Annotated in this window: 16 protein-coding genes; 6 read left to right on the forward strand and 10 right to left on the reverse strand. The window is 47.1% G+C overall.

What is annotated here, in order from left to right; all coding sequences use genetic code 11:
* Position 1: 1 nt before the first annotated feature.
* Entirely contained in the window at positions 2-1,168 is a 1,167-nt protein-coding gene (locus V7Q13_RS11550) for a glycosyltransferase (RefSeq protein WP_333800838.1), read from the reverse strand.
* 123 nt (positions 1,169-1,291) lie between these two features.
* On the opposite strand from V7Q13_RS11550, the gene rpsO reads away from it, so the two are divergent.
* From rpsO to V7Q13_RS11580, 6 genes are all read left to right on the forward strand, one after another.
* Positions 1,292-1,564 (forward strand): 30S ribosomal protein S15, encoded by a 273-nt coding sequence (rpsO, locus tag V7Q13_RS11555; RefSeq protein WP_157478125.1) that lies wholly within the window; start codon positions 1,292-1,294, stop codon positions 1,562-1,564.
* A 174-nt stretch (positions 1,565-1,738) separates the two neighbouring features.
* Positions 1,739-3,895: a polyribonucleotide nucleotidyltransferase gene (locus V7Q13_RS11560; protein WP_333800839.1), complete on the forward strand. Its 2,157-nt coding sequence runs from the start codon at positions 1,739-1,741 to the stop codon at positions 3,893-3,895.
* Between the two features lie 74 nt (positions 3,896-3,969).
* A complete protein-coding gene (gene prmA / locus V7Q13_RS11565) occupies positions 3,970-4,806 on the forward strand; it encodes a 50S ribosomal protein L11 methyltransferase (RefSeq protein ID WP_333800840.1) in 837 nt (278 codons plus the stop codon).
* 115 nt (positions 4,807-4,921) lie between these two features.
* Entirely contained in the window at positions 4,922-5,575 is a 654-nt protein-coding gene (gene plsY / locus V7Q13_RS11570) for a glycerol-3-phosphate 1-O-acyltransferase PlsY (RefSeq protein ID WP_333800841.1), read from the forward strand.
* A 101-nt stretch (positions 5,576-5,676) separates the two neighbouring features.
* Positions 5,677-6,486 carry a M48 family metallopeptidase gene (locus V7Q13_RS11575; protein ID WP_333800842.1) on the forward strand — a complete coding sequence of 270 codons (810 nt, stop codon included), beginning with the start codon at positions 5,677-5,679 and terminating at the stop codon, positions 6,484-6,486.
* A gap of 153 nt (positions 6,487-6,639) precedes the next feature.
* Positions 6,640-7,083: a hypothetical protein gene (locus V7Q13_RS11580; protein ID WP_333800843.1), complete on the forward strand. Its 444-nt coding sequence runs from the start codon at positions 6,640-6,642 to the stop codon at positions 7,081-7,083.
* Positions 7,084-7,163: 80 nt separating this feature from the next.
* Here the strand turns inward: V7Q13_RS11580 and V7Q13_RS11585 are convergent, their stop codons facing one another.
* The 9 genes from V7Q13_RS11585 to V7Q13_RS11625 all read right to left on the reverse strand — a co-directional run bounded on the left by V7Q13_RS11585 (position 7,164) and on the right by V7Q13_RS11625 (position 16,520).
* Positions 7,164-9,083, reverse strand: a complete 1,920-nt coding sequence (locus V7Q13_RS11585; RefSeq protein ID WP_333800844.1) for a CocE/NonD family hydrolase — start codon at positions 9,081-9,083, stop codon at positions 7,164-7,166.
* Positions 9,084-9,166: 83 nt separating this feature from the next.
* Positions 9,167-9,859: a 2'-5' RNA ligase family protein gene (locus tag V7Q13_RS11590; RefSeq protein ID WP_333800845.1), complete on the reverse strand. Its 693-nt coding sequence runs from the start codon at positions 9,857-9,859 to the stop codon at positions 9,167-9,169.
* A gap of 5 nt (positions 9,860-9,864) precedes the next feature.
* Positions 9,865-11,355, reverse strand: a complete 1,491-nt coding sequence (gene pyk / locus V7Q13_RS11595; protein WP_333800846.1) for a pyruvate kinase — start codon at positions 11,353-11,355, stop codon at positions 9,865-9,867.
* Positions 11,356-11,410: 55 nt separating this feature from the next.
* On the reverse strand, positions 11,411-12,394 hold the full coding sequence (gene pfkA / locus V7Q13_RS11600) for a 6-phosphofructokinase (protein ID WP_333800847.1): 984 nt from the start codon (positions 12,392-12,394) through the stop codon (positions 11,411-11,413).
* 230 nt (positions 12,395-12,624) lie between these two features.
* The gene (dapB, locus tag V7Q13_RS11605) at positions 12,625-13,341 is read right to left on the reverse strand and encodes a 4-hydroxy-tetrahydrodipicolinate reductase (protein WP_333800848.1); all 717 of its coding nucleotides are present in this window, start codon (positions 13,339-13,341) and stop codon (positions 12,625-12,627) included.
* Positions 13,342-13,354: 13 nt separating this feature from the next.
* A complete protein-coding gene (locus V7Q13_RS11610; protein ID WP_333800849.1) occupies positions 13,355-13,990 on the reverse strand; it encodes a DUF5683 domain-containing protein in 636 nt (211 codons plus the stop codon).
* Between the two features lie 13 nt (positions 13,991-14,003).
* Entirely contained in the window at positions 14,004-14,927 is a 924-nt protein-coding gene (locus V7Q13_RS11615) for a ParB/RepB/Spo0J family partition protein (protein WP_333800850.1), read from the reverse strand.
* A 75-nt stretch (positions 14,928-15,002) separates the two neighbouring features.
* Positions 15,003-15,803: a ParA family protein gene (locus V7Q13_RS11620; RefSeq protein WP_157478145.1), complete on the reverse strand. Its 801-nt coding sequence runs from the start codon at positions 15,801-15,803 to the stop codon at positions 15,003-15,005.
* Between the two features lie 36 nt (positions 15,804-15,839).
* Complete coding sequence (locus tag V7Q13_RS11625; protein ID WP_333800851.1) at positions 15,840-16,520, reverse strand: metal-dependent hydrolase; 681 nt, start codon at positions 16,518-16,520, stop codon at positions 15,840-15,842.
* Positions 16,521-16,562 lie beyond the last annotated feature (42 nt).

Below are 16,562 nucleotides of genomic sequence, written 5' to 3' on the forward strand. Positions count from 1 at the left end.
ATCAATATTGCTTAAGAGGCTCTTGCAGGCAATTAGCCCAAACCTGTAACATGTTTTTTTCTTCTTCAGTCCAGTTCCAAACTGTTGCTGCAACGGTGCTTTGCCCGGCCAATGTTTCGTACAAAACAGCATCCTTTGCTAAAAGGTTCATGGCCTGAGATATTTCACCGGGAGCTACCTCATTTACCAGTACTGCTACTTCATGTTGCTGATTTAAATGCTCGTATTCGGGATACCGCACACAAACCTGCGGCTTACCCGCCTGCACATAATCAAAAAAACGATTGGCTAAAGAATAGTATTGATTGAGGCCGCTATTGTTAAACAATGTAATGCCTGCAAATGCCCGTTGGGTAAGGACTCGCAACACGGCTGGTTTCAGATGACCCGTTAAAAAAACCTTGTCTGCCACACCGTGAGCAGCAATTAAACTTTTCACTTGCTCCATGTAATTGCCATCGCCGGCAATCACCAGCGGGAGTGAGGTTTCTTTCATGGCAGCAATCAGCTCATCAAAAGCCCGGCCCTCGTTTACCGCTCCCTGGTACAAGAAAAATCGTTCTGGCAATGAAAGTGCCGCTGGCAGAGCTTCAAAGAAAGTATTGCCGGCAGGCATCGGCATGTTTCTCACAACGGCATACTTTACTTTATACCGCCGGCTGAACTCATCCGCTATAAACTGATTGACGGTATATCCGTTTTGAAACTGGGGCACACACCAAGCCTCGATGGCTTTCCAAATGGCGGCAATCCATGGTCTTCTCTTCACTTCCGTGAGCTCAGTGAAGAGCTCGTGGGCATCGTACAGGCGGGGGAGCTGGTACTTTTTGCTGATGAGCAGGCAAGGCACAATGCTGTCAAGGTCGATGGCGCAAATGGCCATGTGGGTGGCTCCGGGCTGCTGGTGTGCCTTGGCTTTTGTTTGTAAAAAACGATACAGGGCTTTGTTGTAGGCCCAGTAAAACCGCTTCCCTCTTTCGGGCGAAACATTGAGGCGTACTTGCTCAAAAGGCTGATGATCAAGGGGTAAACTGTTGGCAGTGGTGCGGCCTACCAGGGTAACCTGATAGCCTGCCCGGGCCATCGAACCGCAAATGCGCTGCATCCGCTGATCAAAACTCAGGTCGTTGGTAACCGTGCAATAAATATGATAATCTTGCGGCTGCATGTGCTAATTGGGGGCGCAATCTAAAATCCTTTCGATAATATTTCCCTGATATCTTTTTTTGCCCTACTTTTGCCGCCCATAAAATTGGATGATTTAATCGGATAACAAAAAACGCATAATCGGATGCCTTATTTAACTGTAGAAAAGAAAGCCAAGATTTTCGAAACTTATGGTGGCAGCGCTAAAAACACTGGTTCTATCGAAGGCCAGATCGCTTTATTGACTGAGCGTATTTCTGCTTTGTCTGCTCACCTGCAGCAAAACAAAAAAGATTTCAGCACTCACCGTGGTCTCATGAAGATGGTTGGTCAGCGTAAGCGCCTGCTTACCTACCTCAGCAAGCACAACTTGCAGGGATACCGCCAACTGATTGAAAAACTGGGTCTCAGAAAGTAATCATGCGGTTGCATTAACGATATAAACCCCAATTAGCCTGGCTGATTGGGGTTCTCATATTTCTTTACAACCTCATTACCGCTTTTTTTACCCGTCGCGTCGTGCCCCATTGTGGCAGGGCGTTTTGTTGCATCATACCGAATCTAAAATCAAGGTTTTCGCAAATTCTTATTTATGTTGACACAACCACATTCCGTTGTGATAGACATGGGCCCCAATTGTAAGCCCATTACTATCAGCACAGGCCGGCTTGCCCGCCAGGCCGATGGCGCTGCCCTGTTGCAGTGCGGCAATTGCTACCTGCTGGCCACCGTTTGCGCCAGCAAAGAACCCCGCCCCGGGCAGTCTTTCTTCCCATTGACTGTAGACTATCAGGAGAAATTCGCTTCTGCCGGTCGTATCCCCGGTTCATTTTTTAAGCGTGAAGGCAAGCTGAGCGACTACGAAGTACTCATCAGCCGTTTGATAGACCGTGCCCTGCGTCCGCTTTTCCCCGAAGATTACTTCTGCGACGTTCAGGTGCTGGTTACCCTTTTGTCTAGCGACCCCGAAGTAATGCCCGATGCCCTGGCTTGCCTGGCGGCATCTGCTGCTTTGGCCGTAAGTGATGTGCCCGTTCAGGAAGTAATTTCTGAAGTACGCATTGGCCGTCAGAATGGCGAATACCTGATTAACCCCACCCGTACCCAGTTGCAGTCTTGCGATATGGACTTCATCATTGCGGCTACAGCCAAAAACATGATGATGGTAGAAGGTGAAGCCAAAGAGTGCCAGGAAGAAGATTTGGTAAAAGCGTTGGAACTGGCTCACGAAGCTATCCGCAAGCAAATTACTGCTCAGGAAGACCTACGTACGCAGGTTGGTGTAACCGGCAAACGGGAGTACACCAAGCCTTACCGCAATGAAGCACTCGAAAACAAGATTGCTGAACTCGGCCGTGCCAAAATGTATGAGATCGCTAAAAGCGCCTCTGCCAAGCATGAACGCAGTGAAGCTTTCAGCAAACTTTTTGATGAGGTAAAAGAAGCCCTCGGCGAATTGCCCGAAGAAGACCAACCGCTGGTAGGCCACTACCTCGGCGAACTGCAGTATTATGTTGTTCGTGATATGATGCTCGATGACCGCATTCGTCTCGATGGCCGTAACCTCACCACTGTTCGTCCTTTGGATATGATGGTAGATGTACTGCCTTCACCACATGGTTGCGCCCTGTTTACCCGTGGTGAAACTCAATCGCTGACCACTGTTACACTCGGTACGCCAAATGATGAGCTGTTGATTGAAACAGCTGCTACCAGCGACTATGTAAAATTCATTTTGCACTATAACTTCCCGCCATTCAGCACCGGCGAAACCAAGCCCATGCGTGGTCCTGGCCGTCGTGAAGTAGGCCATGGCAACCTGGCTATGCGCAGCCTGAAGCAAATAATGCCCGGCAACGAATATCCTTACACCGTTCGTGTGGTGAGTGATATTCTTGAATCGAATGGTTCGAGCTCAATGGCTACTGTTTGTGCCGGTTCTTTGGCGCTGATGGATGCTGGTGTACCTTTTGCCAAGCACGTAAGTGGTGTGGCTATGGGCCTCATTACCCGGAAAGATGGTAAGTACGCCATCCTCACAGATATCCTCGGCGACGAAGATCATCTGGGTGACATGGACTTTAAAGTAACCGGTACCCGTGATGGTATTTGTGGTGTGCAGATGGACATCAAAATTGATGGCCTGAGCATGGATGTAATGCGTGAAGCACTGGCACAAGCCCGTGACGGCCGTATGCACATTCTGGATGCTATGTACGCTGCAATTCCTGCAGCCCGTGAAGAAGTGAAGCCTCATTCTCCACGCATGGTGAAGATGTTCATTGAGAAAGAATTCATTGGCGCAGTGATTGGACCACAGGGTAAAGTAGTACAGGAAATTCAGAAAGAAACCGGTACCACTATCACCATCGAAGAGAAGAACAATATGGGTGAGGTAAGCATCTTTGGTACCAACAAAGAAGGTGTTGACCGTGCCGAGCGTTGGGTGAAAGGCATTGTGGCTGTACCAACAGTTGGCGATGTGTACGAAGCCACAGTGAAGAGCATCATGCCTTACGGAGCATTCGTAGAATTCCTGCCTGGCAAGCAAGGTTTGCTGCACATCAGTGAAGTAAGCTGGAAGCGCCTTGAAACACTCGAAGGCATCCTCCGCGAAGGCGATATGGTCAAAGTAAAACTCACCGGTACAGATCCTAAAACAGGCAAGTTTAAGCTGAGCCGCAAGGTGATGCTGCCCAAGCCTGAAGGTCAAAACCGCCCAGAACAAGGCCCCGCCGATCAACAATAATTCAATGATTTAACTATAGGCTGTTTCCAAAGTTGGCAACCCCAACAATGGGAACAGCCTTTTGCTTTACCAATATGCAAGAACCACTCATTTACCTGCAATACCAGATTCAGATTGAGCCCGGCACTGATGCAGCTGATTTGTTGATAGCAGAACTTTCGCTGCTGGGTATCGAAGGCTTTGAAGAAGGAGAGACCCAGTTGACCGCCTCTGGCAAAAAAGAGGAAACCGACGCAGCAGCAATCGAGTTGCTGTTAAAAAATCAGGGATTAACATTTACCGTGGCCGAGGTGGCCCAGCAAAACTGGAATGCGCTGTGGGAGTCATCTTTTGAGCCAGTGTTGATTGAAGATTTTGCAGCCGTCCGTGCTTCTTTTCATGCGCCTGTAACAACGGTTCTTCATGAGCTCATCATCACTCCGAAAATGAGCTTTGGCACCGGCCACCATGCTACCACCTGGTTGATGGTCAAGGAAATGTCGACTTTGGATTTTTCGGGCAAAACTGTATTTGACTTTGGTACTGGCACGGGTGTTTTGGCCATTTTGGCTGCCAAGCTGGGCGCCACGCATGTTTTTGCTATCGATAACGATAGCTGGAGCATCGACAATGCGATTGAGAATGTAGCGGTAAATGCTGTGGCTGGCATTGAACTGCAACTGGCCGATCAGGTTCCGGGAGGAAAAACTTATCCCATTGTGTTGGCCAACATCAACAAGCACGTAATTATGGCGCATTTGGCGGCCATGAAAGCCATCACTGAGAAGGGGGGCACCTGGTTACTCAGCGGGTTGCTTACAACAGATGAAGCCGATGTAAGAACTGCAGTAGAGGCCATGGGTCTGCAATGGCAGCATACTTTACACAAGGATGGCTGGATTTCGATGCGCTTTGCTGACACAGGTGTTTGATTGTTAATGTTGAATTCCCTATTTTAGCCATAGTGTTAGCTTTGACTTTTCTGTAAGAAGAAACCACACCGCCACACCCGGGAGCGTATTATAAAACAGAAAGCAGTTAGTTAGAATGCAGGAATTTTTGTTGATTGTGGTAGCCTACATGATAGGCTCCATCCCTACAGCCGTTTGGGTAAGTAAATTTTTCTTCGGCATTGATATTCGTGATTATGGAAGCGGCAACGCCGGAGCTACCAATACATTTCGTGTGCTGGGTACTTCCTGGGGCTCGTTTGTAATGGTGGTTGATATTCTCAAAGGTGTGCTGGCATCATTCCTTTACTTATTACTTCCTTATTACCTTACCAACCAGCTCGACCGTACCAATTTCATGATTGGCCTTGGTTTGGCAGCTGTACTCGGTCATATTTTTCCTATTTGGGCTGGCTTCAAAGGCGGCAAAGGCGTGGCTACGGTATTCGGCATGGTCATTGCCATTCAACCGTTGGTTGCAATTGCAGTGGTACTGGTGTTTTTACTGGTATTGTATCTCACCCGTTTTGTTTCGCTGAGTTCTATTTTGGCAAGTCTGGCATTGCCGGTGCTTATCCTCGTAGTGTTCAACGAGCCAGAATTACTGTACCGCATTTTTGCTATTGCCGTGGCTTTGCTGGTGATTGTAACTCACCAAAAAAACATTGGTCGTTTGCTCAATGGCAATGAAAGTAAAGCCCGCATTTTTACCTATCGCGACAGACGAAAAAGCCGCAGAGAAGAAGCATAAGGCAAACTTTTTCAAATAAGTTTCTGCATTGGCCGAATTATTATTAGTAATTCAGCAACAATTTCAGGCACGAATTTTCAACCTGAATTAAAAACTACCACATGAAACAAATATGGATGCCCTTAATTGGAGGGTTGATTTTGGTATATGCTTGTACCACCAATAAAGTGACTGGTAAAAAACAATTGAACATCATTTCTTCGGAGCAAATGATGTCTCTGTCAGACACACAATACAAAGAGGTACTTTCTAAAAGCAAAGTGCTCACTGCAACGGCAGACGCCAGAAAAGTAACAGATATTGGTAAACGTATTGCTGCAGCCGTAACTCAATACTACAATGCAAAAGGGATGCAGGCAGAAATGGCTACCTACAAATGGGAGTACAATTTGATAGACAGTAAAGAAGTAAATGCCTGGTGTATGCCGGGTGGAAAAATTGCTGTTTACACCGGCTTGCTGCCCGTAACAAAAAACGATGATGCATTGGCAGTGGTAATGGGCCACGAGGTAGCACATGCGTTGGCAGAGCATGGAAAGCAGCGTATTCATCAGCAATTGGGTACTGAGCTGGTTTCTCTGGGATTGCAGGGGATGATGGCCGGTAAGCCTCAGCAAACACAGGCTGCGTTTATGACGGCTTTTGGTGCTGCTTCTACGCTGGGGGTAATTTTGCCTTTCAGTCGCAAGCAAGAGCTTGAGGCCGATGCACTTGGTTTGCAATTTGCTGCCATGGCAGGCTACAATCCTGAGGAAGCAATACCACTCTGGCAGCGGATGGGTGCATTGAGTGCAGGCAATAAGCCTCCGGAATTTGCCAGTACTCACCCTGCAGAAGAAACGAGAATAGCAGCATTGCAAAAGCAAATGCCCGAAGCTAAAAAGCTGTACGAGCAAGCTAAACGGAAGTAAGCTGTTTTTATACAAGTACCCGGAATTTTGGCCGGATAATACGTATTCTTTCGAAATTATGTAGCAAGCTTAGGCTAAGTATTAGATATTTTTTTTACCTTTGCACCCTCGGTACTTTAACCTTTATTCTTTATCAAACAGTTTTGAAGAGACATGTCGCAGCCAAGCATTGTAGAGAAACTTCGTTTGACAGATGAGAAAAACCTGCTAATTCAGGGACTTCCTTCCTCTATTGAAAAGCAATTTGCCAAGCTTTCATTTGCCAAAAATGTAACCCCATTGTTGAAGTCAAGAAAGATTGACTGGGCACTGGTATTTGCAGTAAATGAAAACCAACTGAGGAACATTCTGAAAGACGTGATGCCTGCCTTAAGAGAAGGAGGCAAACTGTGGGTAGCCTATCCCAAAACCACTTCTAAAATTGTGAGTGACCTCAACAGAGAAGGGGCCTGGGGATGCCTTACCTGCACCGGATACGAAGGGGTAGAAGAAGTGGCCCTCGACCATGTGTGGAGTGCTATCTGGTGGAAATGTGGCGGTTTAGATGAAAGCGAAATGGCTGAAATGGAAGCTGCCGCTGCCGAAGCAAAAGGATAGTTTCTTTTACAGACAAACCACATAAACAAAATGGCGACTGCATTTGCGGTCGCCATTTTGTTTTAGGTTACTTATTCAAATTATTCATTGGAAATAACAGGCAACAATATGCGGCTTGCTACACCTTCTGTATGGTACAGTTGAATGGTTGCTTTCTTAAAATCTTCCGGCTTGGCCTCGTAAATATTGGTAAAGGTTTGCGGATTGCGGTCAACCAACGGGAACCAGCTGCTTTGCACCTGAATAACCAACCGATGGCCTTTTTGGAAAACATGCGCCACATCTGGCAGATAAAATTTCACCCTGGTAATTTTGTTAGGCACAAATGGCTCGGGTTCTTCAAAACTGTTGCGAAACTTGCCTCGCATAATTTCTCCCCGTACAAGCATTTGGTAGCCGTTCATATCATCCAATCCTTTGTAAACAGTATCGGCGCCTGTGGTAGCTTTACTTACATTGTTGGGAAACTCATCAATGATTTTGACAACCAAATCGATATCGGTAGCATCTGTGCTCACCATCAGATCGGCGTATACAGGCCCACCAAGCGTCAGGCTTTCTTTGAGTACCTCAGTTTTAAAAGTGAGTACGTCTTTGCGGGCACTGGCAAAGCGTTGGTCGCTGGTCATATACTCACGGGTTCTACTTTCAATTACGGTAGAACCTTCATGGGGCACCGGATTGGCTGGATCACTTACATAGCTCGTGTATGCTTTTCTGCCTTCAGGCTTCTCTGTGGGTTTCAGTGCTGTCGGGCGTTTAAACGACAATTTGCCGCCAGGTAAAAAGAAAAGCGGTTGCTCTTTCATTTGCTTTACCGGCCATTCATTGTAATGTTTCCATTCATTGCTACCGCTAAAGAAAACAGTGGCCTCTGCAATATCAGTAGCAGGTTTGTTGTTGAGGAAGTGTTCAAAGAAAGGCAGCTCCACATTTTGCTGATACCAATACGCGGTATTGCTACCAAACTTTGCCGCACCAAGATAGCTGCCGTTGCTACGCCCCCCCCATGCACCATGAAACCACGGCCCCATGGTTATTTTGTTGTAATGCCCGGGGTTGGCAGTTTCTATCGCCTTGTACAAATTCCAGGCACCAAAGCAGTCTTCGGCATCGTAAGTGCCGCCTACAACCAGTATGGCAGGCTGCAAATTATTGACAGCCTTTCGTGCATCTCGTGCCTGCCAAAATTCGTTGTACACCGGCTGTTTCATCAGTGTATTCCAAAAGGCTATGCTGTCGCCCAAATAGCGGTTGTTGAATGCTGGTAGTGGACCGGTTTCGAGGTAAAATTTGTAAGCGTTTCTTTCGGTACGCTGGTAGCCTGGATTGTAGCGGGTGGTGGGTTGGGGGCGAGGTACACCAAAGCCTTTGTAAAATTCGAAACCATCCATGAGCATAAAGGCTCCGTTGTGATGAAAATCGTCGCCCATAAACCAATCGGTTACCGGTGCCTGCGGAGAAACGGCTTTCAAGGCAGGGTGATGACTAGCTGCAGCCATGGTGCTGTAAAAGCCCGGGTAAGAAATGCCGAAAACACCCACTTTGCCATTGTTGCCCGGCAAGTATTTTACCAGCCAGTCTATGGCATCGTAGGTATCGCTGGCTTCATCAGTTTCTTCTCCCTTTTTATTGGGGTTAAATGGTCGTACATCTTCAAACTGGCCTTCGCTCATGAAGCGGCCACGCACATCCTGAAAAACAAGAATGTATTTTTTCATGGCATACAAGCCGTGGTTGGTGTTCCAGATGGCCCGAAACTTATCTACGCCATAAGGGGCGCAACTATACGGTGTGCGGGTAAGCAAAATAGGGTGCTGCTCTGCCGAATCTTTGGGAATGTAAATAGCAGTGAACAGGCGAATGCCATCCCGCATGGGAATCATCTTTTCCTGCTTCACATAGTTGTTGGCAATAAAGGCAGAGTCAGCCATAAAAGGCTGGGCCCAAGCGTTAGCTGCAAGGCACAGCAGCAACAGTATCATGTAGTGTTTTCTCATATCGTGGTTAAGATAAAGCTGGATTTAATACCTGCCGCCGGTGCATAAAAAAAACCGGAACAAGTCCGGTTTTCTGACGTTCGTTATACAACATTCCAGTTGCCGTGGTCCAGTTTTACCAGCCGTAATTCTTTGGCTTCAAACTGTTGGGCAAATGGATGATTGGCTTCAAAATAATCTTTTGCTTCCTGCAGTTTTCCTTCCGGAATATCACGGGTTGCAATAGTTACATGTGGATTGAAGGGAGGCTTCATGCCAAAAATGATGGAAGGAAATTTTTCTGCAAACTCCTGCATACATTCTTGTTCCAACTGCAGCAAAGATTGGTTAGGTGCTACGTCTACAAACAACACACGGTCACCAAAGTTACCATACCCTGTAAGGTCGATGTTGAATGGCGCAATACCAATGTTGAATGTGGTTACAAAATCGAGCAGGTTTGGCATCAGGTCTTCTTCTGCTCTAAATGGGGGCACAATGGTAATATGTGCAGGCGATTTGCCAGCTGCCTTACAACCATAGCGTTGAAACATATGCTCTTTGTAGTCTCTCAGTTGGTTGTTTATGTCTTCCGGGCAAATGATGGCCATGTAGAAAAGCGCAAATCCTTCGGGGAGCGGATTGCGACGTGGACCATTATCATGCTGGGGGCCTCTTCTAAATCCGCCGCCACCTCCACGATTTCCATATCCACCACGGCCACCGCCGCCACCTCTGTTATTATCACGGCCATATCCACTGCCGCCGCCCCTGTTGCCTCTGTTATTGTTATACATGTCCTTTAGCTTACTCTGGTTACTTTAATTACGTTGGTTGGCAGGTGCAGGTCTACCGGTGTACTGCCGGTATTAATCACTACATCTCCATTTTTGATATAGCCACGTTGTTTTAAGATATCTATCTGATCGTTGATGATATCATCAAGACTTTCTTCTTCAGCATAGTAAAAAGCCCGTACACCCCAGCTCAGGCTGAGTTGTGGAACCAAGCTTTTTTCTTTTGTGAAAATAAACAGCTGCGCCTTTGGGCGATAGCTACTTAGCATAAATGCTGTGTAGCCACTTTGGGTCATTCCCAAGAGAGCATCGGCATTTACATCCAAGGCCATTTTACAAGCGTTGTAGCAAATGGCATCACTCAAAAAAGATGGTGAATGCGGCTGCGGTTTCATCATTTCCTCACGGTCGTACTGATATGCCGTTGCTTCAATTTCTTTGATAATCTTGGTCATGGTTTCTACCACCAGCACAGGATGTTCGCCGGTAGCAGTTTCGCCGCTCAGCATTACCGCATCGGCGCCTTCTAATACAGCGTTTGCTACGTCGGTAATCTCGCTACGGTTTGGTTTTACACGGTCTATCATGCTTTCCATCATTTGTGTAGCCACAATAACGGGCTTAGCTCTGTGCATACACTTTCTGATGAGATCCTTCTGGATCATTGGAACTTTTTCCACCGGCATTTCTACACCCAAATCGCCACGGGCAATCATGATAGCATCACTTTCTAAAATGATGTCACGGATATTGGTGATGGCTTCTGGCTTTTCAATTTTGGCAATGATTTTGGTCTTGCTTTTTTTCTCGTCGAGTTTGCTGCGTAAAATCACCAGGTCTTTTACACTGCGTACAAACGAAAGCGCCACCCAATCTAGTTGTTGCTCAATAATAAATTCTAGGTCAGCCAAATCTTTATCTGTAAGTGCAGGCAAAGAAATTTTGGTATCGGGTAGGTTGATGCCTTTTTTGCTGGAGAGTACGCCACCAATGGTTACTTCCACTTTTACATCGCCATTGCGTTCAATGCCTTTTACAATTACTTCAAGCTTACCATCATCAATCATGATTTTGTTGCCGATGCTTACATCGCCAGCAAGGTTGGGGTAGCTCACATAAATCTTCTCCATTGTACCTACGCATTTTTCGTTGGTAAATGTGAGTACATCGCCTGGTTTAATCGGTAACGCATTGTTTTCAATTTCACCTACACGCAGCTTTGGTCCTTGCAAATCGCCGAGGATGGCAATTTCGAAAGGTTGTTCACTGTTGATGCGGCGAATATTGTCGATGATTTCTTTTTTGTCTTCGTGGCTGCCATGCGAAAAGTTGAGCCTGAAAACATTTACGCCAGCTTGTGCAAGGCGTAGCATGGTTTCGTAACTGTTAGAAGCCGGGCCTACGGTGGCTACAATTTTTGTTCGCTTTGTGCTATGCTCAATACCTATTTGTTTGTCTTTGCCGGTATAGGCATATTTCTCACTGTGTCTGCTCATTTGATTCGTTGGAATTTATTAGCACTGATGGTTTAAATCGGATGTGATGGGTTGATTAGCTGGCAAGAATTTTTGTAATCCTCAACCACTCTTTATTAAAACGTTCTTTTGCTTTCACGGCATTGTCGAGCGGAAGATAATGCATCCTATTGTTTACAATACCAACCATTACATTGTTGCGGCCTTCCATAAGGCTTTCCACTGCGTGATAGCCCATGCGGCTGGCTATCAAACGGTCGAGGCAGGTAGGAGAGCCGCCCCTTTGAATATGCCCCAAAATACATACCCGGACATCGGCGTTTGGCAGGCGTTCTTTTACCAGTCTGCCTACTTCATCGCCGCCACCTGTGTCGTCGCCTTCAGCCACCACAATCAGGTTTACGAGTTTACGCCGCTTTTCTTTTTCTGTAAGTCCGGCAATAATTTCTTCGAGGTTTGTTTTTGTTTCTGGTATGAGAATGTGCTCTGCACCTGTGGCAATGCCGCTGTGCAAAGCAATATAGCCGGCATCGCGGCCCATAACTTCTACTATAAACAACCGGTCGTGAGCATCTGCTGTATCACGAATTTTATCAATGGCACGAACGGCGGTGTTTACAGCTGTATCAAAACCAATGGTAAAATCAGTACCGGCCATGTCTTTATCAATGGTGCCGGGTATGCCAATGCAAGGAATATCAAATTCGTTGCTGAAAATTTGTGCACCGCGGAAACTACCATCGCCGCCTATAATCACTAGTCCGTCTATGCCATGCTTACGCAAATTGTCGTAAGCAATTTTGCGGCCTTCGGGCGTCATAAATTCTTTACAACGGGCCGTTTTTAAAATGGTGCCGCCCCGCTGAATGATATTAGCCACACTGCGGCTATTCATGGGTTCGATATCATCTTCCAGCATGCCGGCGTAGCCACGGTGAATACCAAATACTTCAAGACCATAATGCAAACCGGTACGAACAACTGCCCGTATAGCGGCGTTCATTCCCGGGCTATCGCCACCGGAAGTAAGCACCCCGATTTTTGTAACTTTTTTATTCATAACTATTTCGATCGCTTGTGATAAATGTTTGCTTTGTGTAGCTTCTACACAAAGGCAGACAAAAATAGGATTTTGCCAGCTTAACGCCGGATTACCAAGGGGGCATGTGTAATGAAACTATGCACAATAGCTGAAAACTTAATGGGATAGGCTGCTTTGTGTGTACTGAAAACCTTGCCGGTTCTTTTTTGCCATCGAAAATACAGCTTACAAGCGGGCAGGATAGGGGGCTATAAGCCCAAAACCTGTCGCATATTGTATATCCCTTTTTTGCCAGCCAAAAACTCCGCTGCCAAAACTGCGCCCAAAGCAAAGCCCTGCCGGTTGTGTGCGGTGTGTGTGATGGCAATATCATCCACCGCAGAGCGGTAAGTAATGGTGTGCGTACCGGGTGCAGGATCGATGCGCAGGCTTTCTATAGCCAACGCTTCCGGATTGCTGTCAGTATTGTTTACCCATCCCTTTTTTTCGGTATAGGTTTCCAGTACCTGCTCTGCCAAAGAAATAGCGGTGCCACTGGGTGCGTCCAACTTGGCGGTATGATGAATTTCAGTAAGACTAACATCGTATGATGTATGCGGATGCATGAGCTTGGCCAAGTAGCGGTTGAGTTCAAAAAAGAGATTGACGCCCAGGCTAAAATTGCTGGCATAAATCAACCCACCGTTACTACTTGTGCAAGCAGCTTCCACTTCTTGCTTGCGGGCCAGCCAGCCAGTGGACCCACACACTACCGGCGTGCCAGCTTCAAAGCAAGCCATCATGTTTTGAACCGCACTTTCCGGATTGGAAAATTCTATCGCTACATCCGCTTTTTGCAGGTTGGCATTGGTGAGGTCTGCTGCATTTTCTTTATCGATGATAAGCACTACTTCATGCTCTCTTTCTTTCAAAATTTGCTCAATGGTTTTGCCCATTTTGCCATAACCGATGAGTGCTACCTTCATACGAATTGTGTTTTTATCTTGTAATTATGTGGCTGATTTTCGGTGTTTGGTGTTTGGGTTTTATCACCAACTGCACACCAGCCGAACGAAGTAACGGATTGTATTGCGGCGCAATCTTCAGGCTCAAGTCATCACTTACATCAAAACCTCTCAGGTTGGCAAATACCGTGGCATCTACCACGTTGAGGCCCCATGCTGCAATAAATGCAACCACACTGTAGTCTACGTTTCTACGAAACTGGTCGCGGTAAAATTTGAGGGAGTTGGCGGATAATGCCTTGAAATTTTCGGGAATCAACTGGTCGTTGGTTGGGTCGTTATCAGTTTTCAGGATGTACGCTTCCCGCAATGATTTGTACTGATTTCTGTTGTCGAAAAAAAGATAAGCAGGTATACCAATTGCGGCATACACAAAAGGCAGTTTCCAAGCCTGGCGGTTTGAAATTTGACCCCAACCAGGAAGAATGGCCGCACGGCGTGTAACGCTTCTGATTTGTTTTTTGCGTAGCGAATCGGCCAGTTTTGCAGAATCGATAACCGGAGGCGCAATGACAGCAGGTGCAGGTTGCAGGCTATCTGCCGATACTTTTACCGGTAGTTTTTTTTGCTGAGCTCTTGTGCCAAATGCACAAAAAAGCAACAGGAGCATCACTCCAAAGTGTTTATTGAACCTTAACGCCAACAAGGTCGAGGATTTTATTGAGCTCCTGAAGCGAATAATATTCGATGGTAATGGCTCCAACACCAGATTTGGCATGCTTCATCATCACTTTGGTTCCGAAATGAGAGGCTAAGTTATCTTCCAATCTTTTGTACGCCGGAGGCAGATTGTTTTTTGCAGCAGCTTTAACAGCCGGCTTGGCGTTTTTGTAAATGTTGCGTACTAATTCTTCTGTTTGCCTTACAGACAAACCTTTGGCGGCCACTTCTTTAAAAATGAACAACTGCTTGTCTACTTCATCCACATTTACCAAGGCTCTGGCGTGACCCATGCTAATGACGCTGGTACGTACCGCCACTTGCAAATCGGGTGGGAGTTTCAGCAGGCGAACATAGTTGGCCACGGTGCTCCGTTCTTTACCCATGCGTTCGGCCACTTCTTCCTGCGTGTAATGCAGCTCATCCATCAGTCGCTTGTAGCTCAGGGCTATTTCGATGGCGTTCAGGTCTTCCCGCTGCAGGTTTTCTAACAGCGATAGTTCGAGCAGTTGCTTGTCGTTGCCTTCACGAACGTACACGGGCACATCAGTCAGGCCCGCAATTTTTGACGCCCTGAAACGACGTTCGCCGGCAATGAGGCGGTATTTATTGCCCGGACCGGCCATTTTAGCTACAGTCAGCGGCTGTATGATATCATGAATTTTGATGCTGGCCGCCAACTCCTGCAAGGCCTGCTCATCAAAATCGCGGCGGGGCTGCTTGGGGTTTACCTCAATATCTGCCAGGGGTATACGAGTAATGCCAGTGGACTTTTGCACCACTTCTTCCTTCAGATGGCCGTCTTTGGTTTTCAGGTCGGAATCGATATTGCTCAGCAGGCTGCGCAGGCCTTTGCCAATCATGGCTTTCTGATCTGTCTTACTCATGTTGTATACTCTTGGGGGACGGCAAAAGTACGGCCACAAAGGGTTTGTGCCGCTATAAAATATCCGGGTAAAAGACTACAGAATGTAGCGGTCTTCTTCCGAAATTTTGGTCATGTTGTTTTTCTGCAACACTTCCTTGGCCAGATTGAGGTAATTGTTGGCGCCTTTGCTTTCGGCATCGTACAAAATCACCGGCTTGCCTACGCTGGGGGCTTCGCTCAAGCGGGTGTTGCGGTGAATGATGGTTTCGAAAACGAGTGACTCAAAGTGACGGCGAACTTCGCTGACCACTTGGTTGCACAGGCGTAGGCGGCCATCGTACATGGTCATCAAAATGCCTTCAATTTCCAACTGCGGATTGAGGCGGTTTTGTACAATCTTAATGGTATTGAGGAGCTTGCCCAAACCTTCGAGGGCAAAAAATTCTGTTTGAACGGGGATGGCCACTGAATCGGCAGCCACCAATGCATTTACAGTGATAAGGCCCAGCGAAGGGGAGCAGTCGATAACGATGAGGTCATATTTTTCCTGCAAGGGCTGCAGCAATTGCTTTAGCACATTTTCGCGGTTGGGGTGGTTGATCATTTCTATTTCGGCACCCACCAGATCGATGTGTGATGGAATGAGGTCGAGATTGGGAATGTCTGTTTTGAGCACCACGTCGGCTGCGGGCACATTGTTCACCAGACAGTCATACAGGCTCAGGTTGATGTTTTGCAAATCGAAGCCTACACCCGTGGTGCTGTTGGCCTGTGGGTCGGCATCCACCAACAATGTTCTGTATTCCAATACGGCCAGGCTGGCCGCCAGGTTGATGGCCGTGGTGGTTTTACCAACACCGCCTTTCTGATTTGCTATACCAATCGTTCTTGCCATTGTAATCCGCCTCTTCCTTGCTTATTGCTGTTGATATTAAAGTTCAATTGTTTCGCCAATTGCTGGCAGGGTGAGTGTGATGTTTTTGCTGGCGAAAGCCTGTGTGGCTGCCGCTTTGTCTACCACAATGTAGCCAAAGGTATCATAATGCACCCCTACCACCTGCGTGGTTTTTACCCACTCCGCAGCAATGGCTGCATCACCGGCACCCATGGTGAAATTATCGCCGATGGGAAGCACGGCAAATTTGATTTTTCCCCATAGGGGTATCAACTGCATGTCCATGGTGAGGGCCGTATCGCCGCTGTAATAAAAATCTCCTTCGGTGCTGTTGATGACAAAACCCATGGGATTGCCACCATAGCTGCCATCGGGCAGGCTACTGCTGTGGTGCGCCACCACACATTTTACAGTTCCGAAATCAAACTGACGCTGGCCGCCGGTGTTCATAGGGTGAACATTGTCATGACCCTGTTGGTTGAGCCAACCCATCAGTTCATAGGCACAAATGACGGTGGCATTGTTGGCCTTGGCTATTTCTACGGCATCGGCCACATGGTCTTGATGGGCATGCGACAGCAAAATGTAGTCGGCCTTGATAGAGGCTACATTTACCGAAGCCGCCAGCTCGTTGTACCGGATAAACGGATCGAACAACAGTTTTTTGCCTGCTGTTTCAACCAAAAAGCATGAATGACCGTAGTAAGTGAGTTTCATTGCTAATTTTTTTACATTTTTCTGTATACCCAAATGAATTGC

Source organism: Phnomibacter sp. (genome assembly GCF_036803085.1).
Classification (GTDB): domain Bacteria; phylum Bacteroidota; class Bacteroidia; order Chitinophagales; family Chitinophagaceae; genus Phnomibacter.